Below are 18,000 nucleotides of genomic sequence, written 5' to 3' on the forward strand. Positions count from 1 at the left end.
TCTAAAGATGCATATTGAAAAGATAAATCCACAGATTTTCACAAATGAATATGATATTATGTGTCAACGATTATTTCCGCATTCTAATAAATTATATGATTCACCATTTGGTGCAATGTGGGGAATCATAGAACCTGGAGAAATTTCTAAAATTCATGGACATCATGAAGTTGAAACTTTTATTATCTTTAAGGGTGAAGGAATAGTTAAAGTGGGTAAAAAAGAAGAACCTGTTACGCAAGGGGACGCCATCTTTATTCCACCATTTGAAGAACATAGTTTGAAAAATACATCAGATGAAAATTTGATATTCTTCACCATATGGTGGGAAAATGCTTTTAGTAAAAAAAATAGTAAGAAGTTAGATTCAGATAAAAAGAAATATTTAATAACGGCGACACCACCAACACCTAATGGTGATTTACATGTGGGGCACCTATCTGGTCCATATACAGGAGCTGACATTTTAACTAGATATTTAAAACTTAAAGGAAATGAAGTCTTTTATATGAGTGGGGCGGATGATCATCAAAGCTATGTGCCGTTTAAGGCGGGACAATTAGAAAAATCTCCTAGAGAAACGGCAGATTATTTTGCTAATGAAATTGAAAAAACATTAAGACTAGCAGAAATTAATCCGGATATTTTTGTAAAACCTCATTTTTCAACATTCCATATTGAGTTTGTCAAAGAGTTTTTTGAAAAACTTTGGAATGAAGGTAAATTAGTAGAAAAAGAAGTCGACATTCTATTCTGTAAGCAATGCGATAAGCACCTTTATGAAGCTTATGTGAGAGGTAATTGTCCACATTGTGATGAATTATCAGATGGCAACGCTTGTGAAAAATGTGGTAGACCTAATTTATGTATAGATTTATTAAACCCAACTTGTAAATGTTGTGGCAGCGAACCAGAGAAGTCTAAAATTAAACAACTATTTTTCCCATTAAGTAATTATAAAACACAATTAAAACAGTACTACAAAGAATTAAAAATAGGGCCACATCTAACGGCATTATGTGAGAGAATGCTAGATGAGGATTTGCCTGATATTCCTATTTCACATGTATCTGATTGGGGAATTCCAGTTCCGGTAGAAGGATATGAAAATCAAACTATATATGTATGGTTTGAAATGGCACCTGGATATTTATCTGCGACAAACGAATTAATTCAGGATAAAAACCTTTCGTATACGTTAAGGGATTTTTGGAAGAATCAAGATACGACTATCATTAATTTCTTTGGATATGATAATGGTTATTTCCATTCAGTGCTTTTCCCAGCTATTTGGCTAGCATATAGTGAAGATATAAATCTTCCTAAAACAATGATAACAAATGAATTTTATCAACTAGAGGGTCTTAAGTTTTCAACAAGCAGGGGACATGCTGTATGGGGCAAAGAATTATTAGAAAATGCTTCACATGATGTTGTAAGGTATTATTTATCTTATAGTAGACCGGAAACAGTTGAAACAAACTTTACTATGGAAGAATTTAATCATATTGTAGATACGAATTTAAACCAAGAATGGGAATCATGGTTACATGATTTAAAATGCAAGTTAGAAGCAGAGTTTCCAAATGGTGCTCCAGAATTAGAGACACTATCAGGTAACTATTTAATGTATTATCAACATGTAAATCGAATTATGAATGAAATTATGAATGCATATGAACCAAATACATTTTCACCGCAAAAGGTAGTTAGATTATTAAACGAATTAGTGAGAATTGCTAAAAAATTCTCGGCAGGAGAAGAATTTTTAACGGTATTAAAGAATAATCAACAAAGAAGAAATACTGCTATTGCACTAGAATTATATACTGCAAAAATTTTAGCAATATTTTCTAGCCCAATCATGCCTACATTTGGTAAAATGCTATGGGGGGATTTGGGATTTAATGTTGACATGCAGTTGGATGAGGAAGTAAGCTTTTTGTCTGCTGGACAGAAAGTGGATCTTCAAGAGAATTATTTTTCAAAAACAAACGACAGTTTTTATCTTCAGAATATTTGATAATATGAGGAGGTAGTACTTACCTCCTCATATTTCCTAATAAAAAATATATAGGGAGCTCAAATTATGAAAAAGAAAATAAAAATTGGAGTAGTAGGCCCTTTTTCAGGTCCTAGGTCTGTATACGGACAAATGTTAATTGAGGGTGTAAATCGTGCGAAGCTAAATTATGCTGATAACATCGAATGGGTTTATCAAGATGATAAAGGAGATCCAAATACCATCAAAGATATTTCTAAAAAAATGATTGAATCAGGGGTTGTTGCTGTAATTGGCCACTTTAATAGTGCATGTGCTTTAAAAGCAATACCGTTTTATTCCAAGGCGAAAATTCCATTCTTAGTTCCTGCATCAACTAATTTAGAAGTTACGCTTAATAGCGAGGAATTAGTATTTAGGTTTTGTTCTAATGATTTGGTACAAGCTGAAACCGTTATTAATTTTTTGAAAACTAAAGATATTCAAACGATTACGGCAGTTTCCGATGAAACATTTTACGGTAAAAGCCTAGCAGATTTACTGTATCAAAGTGCAAATTCTTTATTTAAAGAAGTTACTAGAATTGAAGATTTTAATAGTGAAAATAATAAGCATAGCGATGCAATATTCTTTGCTGGGACACACTTTAACTCCGCAACTTATCTAAGGGAACTAAGGATGAGAGGGTATAAAGGAATTTTTATAGCTTCAGATGATTCTTATGTAGATGAATTTATAGAATTAGCCCAAGATTATTCTAACGATGCTTTTACCATAAAAGCAAAAGAGGATTATGTAGAAACATCATTTCTTGCAGCTTCGTATCTATTAGAATGTATTGAATCTAATGTAGAAAACTTAATTAATGAATTAGCAACAGGTAATTCTACAATTAAATTTTCAAGCAATGGAGATCGTTTAGGAGCTTCATGGATAATTGCACAAGTTATTGATAAATCTTTTGTTGAGGTGAATTATCATAAAACATTCAGCTGATGTAGTTATTATTGGCGGCGGCATTATTGGTGCAGCTATACAGTATTATTTAACCAAGCAAAATATTACAAATACAATTTTATTAGAGAAAAATTCCTTTAGTAGTGGATCAACAGGCCAATCCGGAGGTTTTATAAGGGTCTATCATAATGATCCGTATCTAACTGAAATAGCAAAAGAAGGAATAAATGATTTTTTAAGTATTAGTGAAGAGGTTAAATTTAAGCAGACTGGAATGTTGTATGTTGAAAATGAAACACAACATATAAAAATGGAAGATCAAATTGGAGAACTTGAAAAATCTGGGCATAAAATTAGTATCCTTTCACCTGAAGTATTAAAGAAAGAATTTAAATTTATAAATTTCCCTAAAAACAGCTGTGTGGCTTACGAGGAACAAGCAGGGTACATTAGCCCATCGTTAGCCACGAATACATGGATTGAAACATCTAGAACTAAAGGTGCATTAGCTTGTGAAGGAATCGAAGTGAAAGAAATTTTAATGGATAATAACTGTGTTGTAGGTGTTAAAACCTCCTATGGGACTATACATTGTAAACATGTTGTTGTTGCAGCTGGAGCCTGGAGTGGAAATATATTAGATACTATAAGCATTAAAATTCCAGTAAGAAGTAAAATTATTCAAATTCATTTCTTTGATGGAATAGGACAAACAGACCATCCAATTTTTATAGATGATAGTACTGGATTATATGGCAGACCTGATAATCTAGGTACTTCTCTAGTAGGATATCCAGTAGATAAGTATGATATTGATCCGGACAAAAAAATGTCAATTGACCCAAATGACTTTGAAGAAATGCTTCAAAATTCAAAAAATAGATTGCCATATCTAAATAAAAAATTATTTATAGGTGGAAGAAGAAGCTTTGATGCATATACATCAGATAATCGAGGAATTATAGAACAATTTCCACAAGCACAAGGCTTAATCGTTGCAACTGGCTGGAGTGGTGGTGGAGTAAAGCTGGCTCCTGGTATTGGTAAGAGAATAGCGAAAATGATTACTGGAGTATAAGGGGAGAAAAGACTATGAACAATCTCGAGAATATTGAAATTTTTGAAGCGACCTATGATGATAGAGAGACTGTTATCAATTTAATTAGAATGTATATGGAATTCTATGAAAAACCTGTGCATGAAAAAAGTTCTTTAGATACATTAGTAAATACGATAATAAAAAATAAAGATTTGGGATTATTCTACGTTTGTACGGTTAATAAAGAGCCAGTAGGATTTGCTACTTTATATACCACTTTCAGTACGTTAAGTATGGGAAGAGCAATGATTTTAAATGATTTATTTGTTATCCCTGATTATAGAAAATTGGGTGTTGGGGATATGTTATTTAATACTTGTAAAAAGTACGTCCAAGACAATAATTATGCATATATGGAATGGGTTACCGCAAAAGATAATATAGTTGCCCAAAATTTCTATAAAAAACAAAAAGCAAATAAGAGTGATTGGATTGTTTACAGTATTTAAATAGCAATCTAATAGTATTTAGGGCGGATATAACAGAATATTTTCAATGTGCAATTTTGTTATGTATTTTCCAAATCCCTTTCTTTAAACAAGTTAAAACAAATTTAAGGTCAAACAACCGATATAAGAAAGAAGGAATGTATAATGCCAATTCAATTTATATTTATAGTACTATTGGCGCTGACTCTTTGTGGGGAAGGTATGTTAACAGTAACTCTAACCTGGACAATTTTGGATAAAGGGGGATCAGTTACTCATTTAGGAATTATATTAACATTAATGAGTTTGTTACCATTCTTTATGCAAAAATATTCGAAAAGTCTTAAGATGTGGTTAACAAAAAGTCCATTGTTAATTTTCTCTGGTGTCCGTTGCATCGGTATTATTCTGATTATAATAAGTCTTTTAAATAGTGAGCATATTAATGTTTTTACTTTATATATTTTTGCAGGTGTTTTTTCTATTATTTTATTTTTATCTACGCAAAGCTTGGAAACTTATATGTCTCAAATGGTATTATCAGGAGAAATTCCAGCAGGAAAGGCTTCAAATATGTTACAAACTGCAATACAAATTGGAGCATTTGGTGGGAACGCAATAGCAGGGTTTATGATGAATGTAGGTGGATTTAATAATGTACTTTATGGTTTAGCATTCTCTTTAGGTATTGGGGTATTTTTACCTCTTCTAATGCCGCTATTAAAAAGTAAAGATGTTCAGCAAAATAAAAAACCTGTATCAAATCATATTGAAAAAATAAATCCAATAGATAATTCAAAAATATTATGGATTACAATTACTGGTATTGCTGTTTTAACAATACAACTTGCATCATTTAATTTTTTAGTACCAATTTTATTTCACGATGTATATCGTTGGGATCCTATGCAGTATGGATTTGTTAGTGCTGCAGCAGGTTTAGGGGCTTTATTAGCTACACTTGTTGGGAAATTTGAAAAATTTATTCCAAGGTCAATTTTTCTATTAATTGCTGTTTTTGATATTACTTTAGGATTAGTACATTCCTGGTATTTAGCAATTGCCGTTTCATTTATGCTTGGTTTTGTTTTTAATCGTTCACGTATCAATCAAAGAACTGTCATGTTTGACTTTATTAAAACAAAAGAAGAAACGGTTATTTGGTCAAGTCGATCTACACTAGCATTCCAGTTTACCAAAGCTGCTTTACCTTTATCATTAGCATTACCTATTCAATGGATTGGGATTATGAATGCAGGCCATCTGTTTGGAGTGATAGGTACGGTTGTTGCCGCTACTATGATGGTAATTTATCTTAACGAACTAAATCATAGAAAGAAAATAGAGGTTTTACAACAAGAAGTTGCTCCGAAATCATTTTAATAGTAGCGTATTAAATGAAAAGAATAGCTAATGAAGTAAATTTTACAACGTCGAAACAACTTATAAATAACTATGTAGAAATGAGTACTGTATTATACAGTACTCATTTCTTTTAGTTCGTCTTTAATTATAATTAAAATAGTCAATATCATTTCCTAATTCCAATACAAATAAGCAATTAAATTTCAACTACTCTATTAATAGATTTCTCAAATGAAACAATATCAACATTAATTCCTTATATAGATATGAGAGTATTAGATCCATTTTACTATGCATTTTGTGTAGTAATGTATTTATATTATGTTTTAGAGTGGTGACTTAAACTTAATTTATATCGTCAAAAAACTACACCCAAATTGTTAGGAGTGTAGTTTTTAGTTATGGTGTTTATTATTAGGAAAAGTCGCTTATAACCTTAATTCTCTGTCAAATCATAATTAGTATTTGTTTTGAATATTATAAGATTAGATACTATTTGAGCCACAGAAATATAATTATCAACAAATTCTTCTAATTCTCTCAAATCAGCTATTATGATTTTAGCAATAAAGTCAGTCTTTCCTGTAACTCTATAACAAAATTCAATATTTGTTTCAAGCTGTATACAATCCATAAATTCCTGGAATTGTCCTTCTTTTACTTTTATTTCTAATATTGCTTGTAAAGAATTTGTAGTTGCTTCTTTATTGCTATTTTCCGTTCCAATCATGTTAGTGGATTTAGTTTGAATAACGGTATTTTTCATTTGATAAAAAATCCTTTCAAATTAGTTTCAAATAGAAAAAATATAACCTTTTTCCATTACAGGTGAAATGGTAAGTCGAAGTAGGGTTTAGTATTATAAAGGTATTCAGATATAGATATAAAATATTATATGGTAAAAAAATTCAAAAGGAGGAATTTATATTATGAAAAAAGCATCGGATGATCAAAAGTTATTGAGTATCTATTTTCAGCAAATTGTGAAAGCAATTATACTCATGAAATAGTATAACATTCTATCATTCATTAAGAAGTATATTATTGAAAAAATTTAATAGATCTTGGTAATTGTAATAGTTTTCTAAATGCTAAAGAGCAATTTCATAAGACTGAAAATATTGAGAAATAAGAAAAGTTAGTCACTTGATATTGGATTTATTACGCGAAATGTTATAATACATATATAAGCATTATTTAAAAAAGCAACTCGAACCCCAATCCGAGTTGCTTTTTTATCGTTTTCCGACAGAAGACTCCTTCCTCAAAAATGTGAAGGTGTGAAACACCAATTTTTAGGTGGGAGATGAATGTCGGTTGGCATAGGCCAACATGTTTGCTATCATTTACTTGTACAGATTGCTCTTTGAAAACTGAAGATATGAGGTTGGTTGCAGAAAAACGTTGCAACCGTAAAATCTTCAACGTTCTATCGCCCACACTTGCCGAAGTTGCGAAAACCAAGCTAAAGTAGGGAGTGTGGTGAGTCAACGTACAAGATACTTATGTTCTCACCGTAGGGACTACGGGTAGAGCCTGCTAAGATAACCGGTGGATAATCGGTGTTCGCAGGAATCTCCCACTTCAAACAGTCCGTTAGGACGTTAAGTGGTGAGTAGTTCAATATCTGTTTAATTATAAAATAACAACTAATTGAGTTGTTATTTTATAATCTATGATTGTTTGAAAATTGAATTTTTATATGCAATATTGCATATAAAAGCCTTTGTTTAACATGTTATAATTTTGTTAGTAAATTATTCATCCATTAATTTACTGCTATTCATATCAACAGATATGAAAACCCTAAACTTATAAATAAAAAGAGAAGAACTATGGTGGGTTCTTCTCTTTTTATTTATAATTATTTATTACTTTTAAAAAAGTCTATAGAACCTTAGTCATTTTAAATTTGCTAATAACCATTTTCAAGTATTAGAATATTTAGCAAGTTTGTATTCTAATCAAGTGTTTTTGTACAAGTATGAGATATAAAAATTCAATTAAAATATGACATGCATAGTGAGAAATTTTTAGGTTGAAGTATGTGAGAATAATGATTATACCTATGGAATAGGTTTAGATGGAACAAATACATGATTTTTATTTATTTGTTGCAAATTTAATAGATCTTTAAAAATGAAGTTTACTTTTAAGGTATTGATTATCGTGATTCTGTAAAATTAGAAAAACCAATATGCCACTTATACGTGCATTTGATTAGCGGTCTTATTTGTTTCCTACTATTCTCCATTTGTTTATGAATATTTGATAAAAGAAACTAAAGAATTAAAAAGGCAATCATCGTAGCAGTTTAGTTTTTTGCAGAAAAACGGACAAAAATCCTATAGAAATGAGAAGAAAACAATCTTGTTATCCTAAGGCATTGTGTAAAATTTTAATTTGTCCCACATTTGTGTATCTTGATTTTAATAATATATTATTAATTGTTTATATTCATATCTGGTATTTAAGACTTAGGGATTTGCTAGCTTATTAAGGTTATATCTGATTAAAGATTAGAATGAATTTGAAATAAATGGGGTGTTTATGAAAATTTAGGTGTATAAAAAACGAAACCTTTATTTCATAGCAAGTAGGAAGAGTAAGCGTATAAGTATGCTCTTAAAAAAGGTAGATTTTTATGAGCGAAGAGTCTTTTATGTCTATCTAGTTAAAAAATATTATCTTATTAGTAAGAAAATTAAGAAGGACCTGATGTATTAAATCAGGTCCTTCAATTAAAGCACTAGAAAACAAACTGTCACCATTATAATAACAATAAAGGGAATTTAATTCAATATGTTAAATGTTGAGAAATAAACGATAATAATTCCATTGTATCGTAAATAAAAGAGTACTTACTTCTCGTAATTATTGCCACAATAGGTAAAGTGGATCATACCAGCAATAATTAGACGCCTGTGAATCAGCATCACTATTTAAATTTTTACCAGAGAGCAATTTATTTAATTGGAAGAAAAAAAGGAAGGGTCTTTTTTGACTCCTTCCTTTTTCTCGTACATACATAACGATTGTTGACAACTTATGAAATAATAGCATTCATCGCTATTAAAATATAACATTAAAAGCAATTAAGTAGATATGTAATTATGCATACATCGTGTTATTTCATGAATGGGAACAAAACTATTTATCTCTTTCGGGTTGGAAACAAATAAATTTAGGTATACTTAGGGTAAAAACACCTGATCATTGATTGCTGATTAAACCATATTTCTACATATCTGAAACAAGTTATTTCATTGGATTGCATGTTAAACAGGGGAAGGGCTTTATTAAATGTAGATTGTTCCTTAGTTTCTTGCTCGTGATTTTACTAGTAGGATGTATCGGAAAAGAAGTCACGTTATATACGATTCCAAAAGGGGTATTAGTCAGTGCCCCCAAAGACACGCTCCGTTTAAAATTTCCTATCCTACTAAATTATCATTCTAAGTAGATTCTTTCTCTTTCAAACAATTCCATTGAACAAAGTTAATTCCGCCATACGTATCGCGTGGCATGGTAAAGGGGAGCGCATATATCGGTGCAATCATTGAAAAAGTCAGGAAAAAATAATTGTGTTTTTAGTGAGATGTAACATAGTACCAATTTTTTTCTATTTTCATTATATCTCTAAAGATACTATTAAAATCGCCTTCATTTGGTTTGACATCATTGGGCGAGTAAATAAATCCAGAAAAGTTGTCTATTAGGCCACGATAAGTATAGAAGAAAACTGAAGCATTTTTGTTTCCATAGTGGACAATTACATCTCCTCCCCCCTTTGAGGTAGCTTTAAATTTTGGAGGCAAATGAATTTGGTTATTATCATAGGATACATTAGGGATTAATTTTTTATGTTCTATAAGTTCTATAACTTGTTTACGATCATCTTTGTAAATTAAAAAATCTAGTTTTATATATATCTTTGTAAAGGGGGTAAATATCCAAATAATTATTATGATTAATTGAATAATTAAAGGTTTCGGATTTTTATATCTAGCAAGATGTATAATTGATAAAATTAATAATATGAAAAACCATCCATGAATTGCTATTGAAAGAAGTGGCATAACAAATGGAGTAAGGAATTGAGTTAAATACCATTTTAAAAAGTGATAGAATATTAAGATAGTACCGCTTATCATTGTGATTTTGGTTAAATTTTTTTTCATATTTTGTATGTCCTTTCACTCTAAAATAATATGTGATTTTAGTGATTCATTTATTCCTTGAATGCCGAATATATATCAGTTTAATAATATTTTAAACTAAAAAAGAACAAGTTAAAAATAAACTTGTTCTTTTTTAGTTTAAATTTATATAAATTAATATCCTTTATTATAATAATCTATGCCTACTTGAATCATTTCTTGGTCTCTAGGGTCATCGAAATAAGTTTGGTAGTATACCCATTCCGCGGTACCGGAGAGTATCTGATAAAAACCAGCTCCACCTTTAAGTTCAAAATCTGTAAAACCAATTGCTTTACCAACATATCCAAAGTGGAAGTTTCCAAGATCCTCCCCAGTTAGTGTTCTGTTATCAAAAGTATATTTATTCCCATATCCATACTTTAATTTATAGTCCCATGGACCTCCTGATTTTACTAATTTTACAAAAACAGTATATCTAAAGGCTCTTGATGCAGCAGCACCTTCAAGAGGGTTATTACTCTTTTTTGCAATTTCGTCAGCTGATGCTTTTACAACTTTCATACGATTCTTATTGGCTTTCATTAAACTAGTAAAATCACTGGTAAGATCCGGATAAGTAGTTGGCTTAACTCCATCACTTCCTGGACTAAAGTTATATGGTTGTAATTTTAATCGAAGCCCTAATTCTTTCTCTTGTCTTAAGGTATCTTGAGCAATTTCATCAGCTAATTTCTCCGCTTGAAGTTTTAGTTCAGGAGATAATTCGTAATTTTCTATATCTTGAAATTTTTGTTCTGCTGGACCTTTGATTGAAGATTCAGTCGCTGCTGAAACTGGCGTTAAAGTAAAACTAGAAAAGAAAACACATGATAATCCTAAAACTGCAATACTTTTCTTCACAACTCCACCCCTATTAATCTAAGTATTTACCATAAATTGTATTATATTTTAAGTTCGTAATATTTTCAATATATTTATTTTAATAAAATATCTGACTATTATTCTCAATATCTATTTATTTAACAAATCACTTATGGTATATTCAGGATATTAATGTAAAATAATAGAATTTAGGAAAGAGGAACATGTATGAATAAGAAGCGTTTATTTGTTTCTGTTAGCGCGCTTTTATTAGGATTTTTCTTAAGTGATCCAATTAATTCAAGAGCAGAAGAAACAGTAGAAATTGTGACAAAAGAAGATGCACAAAGTAAAGCAGAGTTTTATTTAAAAGGTATAAGTAAAAAATCCTATCCAGAATGGAAAGAGGCTAATTTTAGTGAAAGTAAAACTTTATATGATTTAGAGGGAAAAGTTAAAGGGTATGTATTTCAAGTAAAAAAAGAGAATAAAGATTTTGGATACATTATTGTTAACAGCGATAAAAATGGTACTCCAATTATAGAGTCTACAAGGGAAGGTACTAATCCGTATAAAGGGGTAGAAGAGGGAAAAGCAATATATACAGGACCTATTCAATATTTAAAGAAAGAAAAAGAGAATGTTACAAGCATTTCAGGGGACCAAACACTGAGCATTAAAGAAGCAAAAAAAAATGGGGAAGAAAAAGAGTTACAGCACAATAATAAAAATGATTTCAACAAAAAAAATAAGACCTTTATGAAATCTGCACCTGCATCCGATAATGAAGAATTCAAAAAAATAGAAGGTGTACCAGATTATAATTGGTATAAAGGATGTACACCTACAGCGCTAGCAAATTTAGTGGCATATTGGGATAAGCATGGATATCCTAATTTAGTAGCAGATAATGTAAGTGTTGATCAATTGATAAGTAATTTAGCAATTGAATTAGAAACAGATGATAAAGGATATACATACACATCTAAAGTTGCTCCAGTAGTGTGGAAATATTTTTCTAATCTTGGGTATTTCCCACAGTCTTATCAGGATAATAGTCCGTCATACGATAGATTTGTAGGAGAGATTGATATGGGGAGACCACTCTTAGTCTCTACACAATCTGACCCATTTTATAAAAATCATATGATGACTGGTGTAGGATATCAAAAAGTCTTTATTCCTGAACTGAATGAAGAATTTAAAGAACTAATTGTTCATGATACCTGGCATACGACTCCAGTAGATGTACATATAAACTATGATCAATATTCTAAATATATTTCGAATTATCAAATTATTAATCCGTTCCCAACTGGTTGGCTTACAAATTCTATTTATCAAGAGGTAAAAAAGGAACTGGAATATAATTATCTTAATGGTAGTCCGTTTGGTGTTAGAAATGATGATTTTATGGCTAAATATGATCAATCGCAGACATTAAGGGCTGGAGACTATTTTTTCCAAGCCCTTGCAGATGATTATGTAAGAGTTAATTTTGATGGGAACTTAATTATCGATGGATGGAGTGATAGTTCCACTGGGGTTATTCAACGTGCATTAGTTACAAACTTAAACAAAGGGCACCATTATATTACTACAGCATTCCAAGAGAATAAGGGAATTGCAGCAATCTTTTCTCACGTTGTACCCTTTGATTCTTGGTTGGCCTATTATTATAATAATAAGGATCTAGTAGGGGCACCTTATAAATCAAAAATAATTGCTCCACAAGGACTAGAAAAGAGCCTAATTGAAGATAATGGAACTGGATTTCCAATTTGGGGCATTAACCCTGATAATTTCTCTGCAAAATATACAACAGTAAAGCGCTTACCTGCAGGGGATTATATAATTCGAGGGAAAGCTGACGACGGTATTCGTGTATTTGTTGATGGTAAACTTGTTATCGATCGTTTTTATGCATCTGGCGGATTCGTTGAAGATGCTAGAAAAATTACCATTCAAGATAATGCAGCAAATGGATTATTTGGGAAGAAAAATGAGAAGGATGTACACCTTATAGAAGTACAGTATTTAGAAGAAGGCGGTAATAGTAATTTAGAGTTTAACATAGAACCATACAAAGAATCTGTGGAACACCCTACTTGGACAGCAGAATACTATAATAATACTGAATTAAGTGGTACTGCAATAGTGACTGGAGGAGAAAACTCTAATGCAAGAATTGATAAATTGAACTTTGATTGGGGGGCCAAATCACCAGGTGCAGTACAAGTAGATAATTTCTCTGCAAGATTTACAAAAACAGAGACATTTGAACAAGGAAATTATTATTTTGAAGCAATGGCAGATGATGGAGTCCGTGTATACGTAGATGATAAAAAAATTATTGATTCCTGGGGATCAATAGGATGGAACGACGTAAGATCGGTGACAGTCCCTATTACAGCTGGGGATCATAAAGTAAAAGTAGAATATTTAGAGTTAAGTGGAAACGCTAAGTTACGCGTAGATTATAGAAAAGTAAACTAGTATTTATAAGTCTTTTAATGGAAGTAAAGGGGGAAGCGATTCTCTCTTTTTTCTGTGAAAGGAATTGAGTTAAAATAGCTTTAATTTTTCAAGAATTATCATTAGAAATCTTCATTGGGATAAACTCTCATATAATCAAAATGGGAAAGAAGTACTAACACATAATACTTGGGAAGGAAACAACCAAGATAAAATGGTTCATTACTCTACAGTAATACCACTTCCACCGAATTCAAAAAATGTAAAAGTCGTAGCGAGAGAATGTACAGGTCTTGCATGGGAATGGTGGAGAACCATTATTAATGAACAAAGTGTTCCAGTAACAAATGAAATAAAAGTTTCAATTGGAGGAACAACTCTATACCCAACTGCTAATATTAGTCATTAGGTAGAAGTGAAGCACCCTGTTTACAGGGTGCTTTTTTACTTGGTCACAAGTATATCAAGATTTTTTTCAAATATAGCATACTCATTAGATAACGATGGAGTGTAGACTCATTTAGTAAAATTTGCAACTGAACCACTAATTTTAATTTTTATAGATTTGCAAGAATTTTGTTATATTCAAGTTAGCGTTTTTTGTATATCTATTTCTGTATCTGATGAATTACTATATATCAATACACTTCGGTATTGATATAAAATCTTGTATGTTATTCGAGGTTTTAAATAGTTTAAATAAATTTATGAGAGAACTGAGATGGAACAATGATTTTTTTAAAAGTTATTGCATATATTTTATTAATTGATACTCCTACCCCCTAAAGGGTCAGCTGACTAACGCCAGTGGGGTTCTTGCTACCAAAGGCAAAGTCCATTTCTGGTATCGCTGACATGCAAGATTGCGGTGTGCTATCACCTAACTAAGAAAAATCTGATATGTATCAAAGTGTGTACCTATCTTCAAAAATTATAATTGTAAACAACAAATAAGAATGATCTGTGAAAAAACTTAGGGAAAAAAGGAGTGGAGAAATCTTGATACATCAATATGAATTGAATTTTTCAGTGATGTATAGTGGTAAAGTATCAAGCTCACAATCTACGGTGATTCCAGCAAGTTCTTTAGAGGAAGCAAAGGGAAAATTACTATCAGAAGTAAAACGGCGATTAGGGGATTGTAGTATAGAAGTTAATTCAAAAAGTTTATATGTTTCAGAAGATAGCCGATATACCATTGAATAAGATAAAAAGTTCCCTAGAAAGGGAGCTTTTTTTATCAATTTTACAAAATGAAGTTATATATTGATCGATTCTTTATATAGTATCAATCTGAGTATTTCTTCAGAATAGCCCTCATAACAAGAATCATTTCCGTCCCTAATAGATAAAAATTTGTTTTCTTCATCTTTTGTAGCTGTACGAACAAAGTAATATCTATTCAAGGATTACCTTAAAATAACATTTTCACATGTAATTTTAAAAATATATATAGATTTATTTATGAGTTATTTGTATAGTTTAATTGTCTGTTATTTTTTTTAATTCATTTTTTTGAGTGCTCCAGAAATGGAGCCTTTTTTATGCAATAATCCACTCTCCTTAGGTTATTAAATAGATCCATATGTGCTTTACTTTCTCTAATTAAGGAATCCGTCATATGTTCATCAACTTAATATTTTGAGGTATTCCCAAAATCAAAAAAGAAAACTTTATAAATCTACAGTTATTTATGAGGATTCAGCTCATCTTTTACATTTTAGGGAGGAGTGTATTTCTTATCTTGATGGCAATGCGATAGATTAATTTTTATTAGTAATTTAAGAGTATTTTGTGAGAAGTATAAATTTACTAAAATAACCATCTTATACTCCTTGCTACAAAAGAAATGACAATATTAAATTTCTCTTATTTTTTATTATGGAATAAATTTTGCAGCTAATCAAAACTTAGAAGAAACGATAGAAAAACTCCAAAAAATAATGAGTAAATTTAAAGTATAATAACAGCTTACTTATTGTATATTTACCAAAGATCGCGTAGAAGAATTAGAGGAGTCAATGAAGAGATGAAAAAAAGGAAAAAACTATTGGATTTATGGAAAACAATCACATTATTAGTGTGTACAGTTGTAATGTTTTCTTTACTTGTAACAGATATATTAATTAGTCATAATGTAGAACGGGCAACGGAGGATAGCCAAGCAGAGAAAGCAAAAACGATTGCACGTATTGTGGCGAATGATTCAGTTGTAATCGATAGTTTAACAGGCAAAGCAGATACTTCCGCAATCCAAACGTATACAAATAGGCTATTAAAAAATACAGATGTTCAGTTTATTGTCGTTATGGACATGGGCGGAATAAGAAAGTCTCACCCAGATCCCAAAAAAATAGGTCATCATTTTATTGGAGGAGATGAGGGACCTGCATTGAAAGGACAGGAACATGTTTCACTTGCAGAAGGAACTTTAGGGGTTTCTATGCGAGTATTCGTACCTATTTTTGCTGAAACAGGTGAGCAACTTGGTGCGGTCGCTGTTGGCATTTCAGCTGATAATGTGAAAGAGAGTGTGAAAAAAAGTAGACATATTATTTATATCGGTGTTGGAGTAGGAATATTAGTTGGTATTATAGGGGCGATATTGCTAGCTAGACATATAAAGAAAAGTTTATTTGGTCTTGAGCCACATAGGATAGCGAAAATTCTTGAAGAAAGAAATGCGATGTTACTTTCGGTGAAGGAGGGTATTATTGCTGTAGATAAAGATGCCAATGTAACTTTAATAAATAATGAAGCAAAACGAATATTAAAGAAAGGTGGACTCACGGGAGATATTATCGGTAAAAATCTTGAAATGTATACGCCGAATTCACGTATAAAAGAAGTGTTGCAAACAGGAGATGTACAATTAAACGAGGAACAAACTGTTTATGGAATTACAATTGTTACGAATCGGGTTCCTTTATATGTAAAAGGAGAAATAGTTGGTGCAATTGCAACATTTCGTGACAAAACAGAGATTAGACAATTAGCGGAAGAACTAACTGGCATTAAGCTATATGCGGAAGCATTACGGGCACAATCTCATGAATTTATGAATAAAATGCATGTCGTTTTAGGGCTAACACATATGAAACAGTATGAAGAATTGCAGAAATATGTAAGTCGTATGGTATCAGAGCATCAATATGAAATTGGTGGGGTTATGAAAAGAATTAAAAGTCCAGTATTCGCTGGTTTTTTACTGGGTAAACTTAGCTATGCTAGGGAGAAAAATATAAAGTTAATTATAAGTGAAGAATCGGACTTACCAGATATATATGATGATTGTATCATCCATGAACTTATTACGATTGTTGGAAATTTAATCAATAATGCATTTGACGCAGTAATGAATTTTGAGAAAAAACAAGTTGAAGTTGGAATACAACATGGAGATGCCTTAATGATAACCGTACAAGATACAGGCAGTGGAATACCAGAAGATATGCTGGATAAATTGTTTACAAAAGGTTATTCCACAAAGGGAGATAATCGGGGTTATGGCTTATATCTTGTAAAAGAAAGTACACAGCGAATAAATGGGGAGATTTATATCCATTCATCATTAGGAGAGGGAACAAAGATAACAATTGAAATACCTAATAGTAGGGATGAGGGGCAAATATGATTAAAGTTTTAATTGTAGAAGATGATCCGATGGTAGCAATGTTAAATACACATTATTTAGAACAAGTAGGAGGGTTTGAACTTGTCCAAGCAGTTAACTCAGTAAAATCGGCGATAGAAGTATTAGAGAAATCGCAAGTAGATTTAGTCTTACTTGATATTTTTATGCCTGAAGAGACTGGATTTGAGCTTTTAATGTATATTCGAAATCAAGAGAAAGAAATTGATATTATAATGATTTCAGCTGTACATGATATGGGGAGTATTAAAAAAGCATTACATTATGGCGTAGTAGATTATTTAATTAAACCCTTTACATTTGAAAGATTTAAAGAGGCATTAGCTATATATCGAGAAAAGCTTACTTTCATGACAGAACAACAAAAAATTAGTCAATCGGAACTAGATTCGTTAATTTTACAAAAGGAAAAAAGAAAGCCTATTGTCACTAAAGAGCTTCCAAAGGGATTAACAAAACAAACGTTACAATTAATTTGGGAGAAAATCGAGTCACTGAATGGACGGACGTTTACAACAGATGAAATGGCGCAATTAGTAGGGATTTCAAGAGTTTCTATTCGAAAGTATGTCATATTTTTGACTGAAATAGGAATATTAGAGAATAAAATGGTGTATCAGCATGTGGGAAGACCTGTGAGTAAATTGAGATGTATTGACCAAAATAAAATAAGTTTTTACGTATAAGCGACTTATGATAAGTCGCTTATATTTTTAAATTTTTGTTGAGAGATGTGAGACTACTCATTTAGTAAGGTGAGAAAATTGTCGAAAAAAAGATATAATTGTCAAATTATGTTGCAGTAAGACTTGTTCAATGTTAAATTCTTATTAATAAGAAAAAAGGAAATAGGTTCGTTTCATTCTCATACCCTATCTTTTTTAATTATTTAGTATAAACAAGGTTGAAAATTTCTTTTTTCTAGTATGTTTTATATTTATTAAACAATAGAAAGATTTTTGAGTTTATATTTCTGAAATTTCAGAAATATAAACTCG

12 protein-coding genes and 1 pseudogene are annotated in these 18,000 nt (G+C 31.0%); 10 read left to right on the forward strand and 3 right to left on the reverse strand.

What is annotated here, in order from left to right:
* The first annotated feature begins 7 nt into the window (after positions 1-7).
* The 5 genes from JDS98_RS16600 to JDS98_RS16620 all read left to right on the forward strand — a co-directional run bounded on the left by JDS98_RS16600 (position 8) and on the right by JDS98_RS16620 (position 5,869).
* Positions 8-2,023, forward strand: a complete 2,016-nt coding sequence (locus JDS98_RS16600) for a class I tRNA ligase family protein (RefSeq protein WP_199634090.1) — start codon at positions 8-10, stop codon at positions 2,021-2,023.
* A gap of 66 nt (positions 2,024-2,089) precedes the next feature.
* Positions 2,090-2,998, forward strand: coding sequence for a branched-chain amino acid ABC transporter substrate-binding protein (locus tag JDS98_RS16605; RefSeq protein WP_016107103.1), 909 nt, complete (start codon positions 2,090-2,092; stop codon positions 2,996-2,998).
* A 10-nt stretch (positions 2,999-3,008) separates the two neighbouring features.
* Positions 3,009-4,037: an NAD(P)/FAD-dependent oxidoreductase gene (locus tag JDS98_RS16610; RefSeq protein ID WP_199634158.1), complete on the forward strand. Its 1,029-nt coding sequence runs from the start codon at positions 3,009-3,011 to the stop codon at positions 4,035-4,037.
* A gap of 14 nt (positions 4,038-4,051) precedes the next feature.
* On the forward strand, positions 4,052-4,507 hold the full coding sequence (locus JDS98_RS16615; RefSeq protein ID WP_001061014.1) for a GNAT family N-acetyltransferase: 456 nt from the start codon (positions 4,052-4,054) through the stop codon (positions 4,505-4,507).
* A gap of 144 nt (positions 4,508-4,651) precedes the next feature.
* Positions 4,652-5,869 (forward strand): MFS transporter, encoded by a 1,218-nt coding sequence (locus tag JDS98_RS16620; protein ID WP_001122312.1) that lies wholly within the window; start codon positions 4,652-4,654, stop codon positions 5,867-5,869.
* Between the two features lie 418 nt (positions 5,870-6,287).
* On the opposite strand, the gene JDS98_RS16625 is transcribed toward JDS98_RS16620, so the two are convergent.
* The 3 genes from JDS98_RS16625 to JDS98_RS30605 all read right to left on the reverse strand — a co-directional run bounded on the left by JDS98_RS16625 (position 6,288) and on the right by JDS98_RS30605 (position 10,914).
* The gene (locus tag JDS98_RS16625) at positions 6,288-6,617 is read right to left on the reverse strand and encodes an Lrp/AsnC family transcriptional regulator (protein ID WP_000799644.1); all 330 of its coding nucleotides are present in this window, start codon (positions 6,615-6,617) and stop codon (positions 6,288-6,290) included.
* Positions 6,618-9,441: 2,824 nt separating this feature from the next.
* Entirely contained in the window at positions 9,442-10,032 is a 591-nt protein-coding gene (locus tag JDS98_RS16630) for a hypothetical protein (RefSeq protein ID WP_199634091.1), read from the reverse strand.
* Between the two features lie 153 nt (positions 10,033-10,185).
* Positions 10,186-10,914, reverse strand: coding sequence for a polymorphic toxin type 44 domain-containing protein (locus JDS98_RS30605; protein WP_098822146.1), 729 nt, complete (start codon positions 10,912-10,914; stop codon positions 10,186-10,188).
* A gap of 189 nt (positions 10,915-11,103) precedes the next feature.
* Between JDS98_RS30605 and JDS98_RS16640 the strand changes: the two genes are divergently transcribed.
* From JDS98_RS16640 to JDS98_RS16660, 5 genes and pseudogenes are all read left to right on the forward strand, one after another.
* A complete protein-coding gene (locus JDS98_RS16640; protein WP_199634092.1) occupies positions 11,104-13,371 on the forward strand; it encodes a PA14 domain-containing protein in 2,268 nt (755 codons plus the stop codon).
* 115 nt (positions 13,372-13,486) lie between these two features.
* A pseudogene (locus JDS98_RS16645) lies at positions 13,487-13,759 on the forward strand (thiol-activated cytolysin C-terminal domain-containing protein); the annotation flags it as partial.
* A gap of 590 nt (positions 13,760-14,349) precedes the next feature.
* Entirely contained in the window at positions 14,350-14,556 is a 207-nt protein-coding gene (locus JDS98_RS16650) for a hypothetical protein (RefSeq protein ID WP_098157651.1), read from the forward strand.
* A gap of 823 nt (positions 14,557-15,379) precedes the next feature.
* Complete coding sequence (locus JDS98_RS16655; RefSeq protein WP_199634093.1) at positions 15,380-16,984, forward strand: sensor histidine kinase; 1,605 nt, start codon at positions 15,380-15,382, stop codon at positions 16,982-16,984.
* A complete protein-coding gene (locus JDS98_RS16660) occupies positions 16,981-17,688 on the forward strand; it encodes a response regulator (protein ID WP_199634094.1) in 708 nt (235 codons plus the stop codon). The genes JDS98_RS16655 and JDS98_RS16660 overlap by 4 nt, the downstream gene beginning before the upstream one ends.
* Positions 17,689-18,000 lie beyond the last annotated feature (312 nt).

This window comes from Bacillus cereus group sp. N11, from assembly GCF_016483605.1.
In the GTDB taxonomy this organism is placed as follows: domain Bacteria; phylum Bacillota; class Bacilli; order Bacillales; family Bacillaceae_G; genus Bacillus_A; species Bacillus_A toyonensis.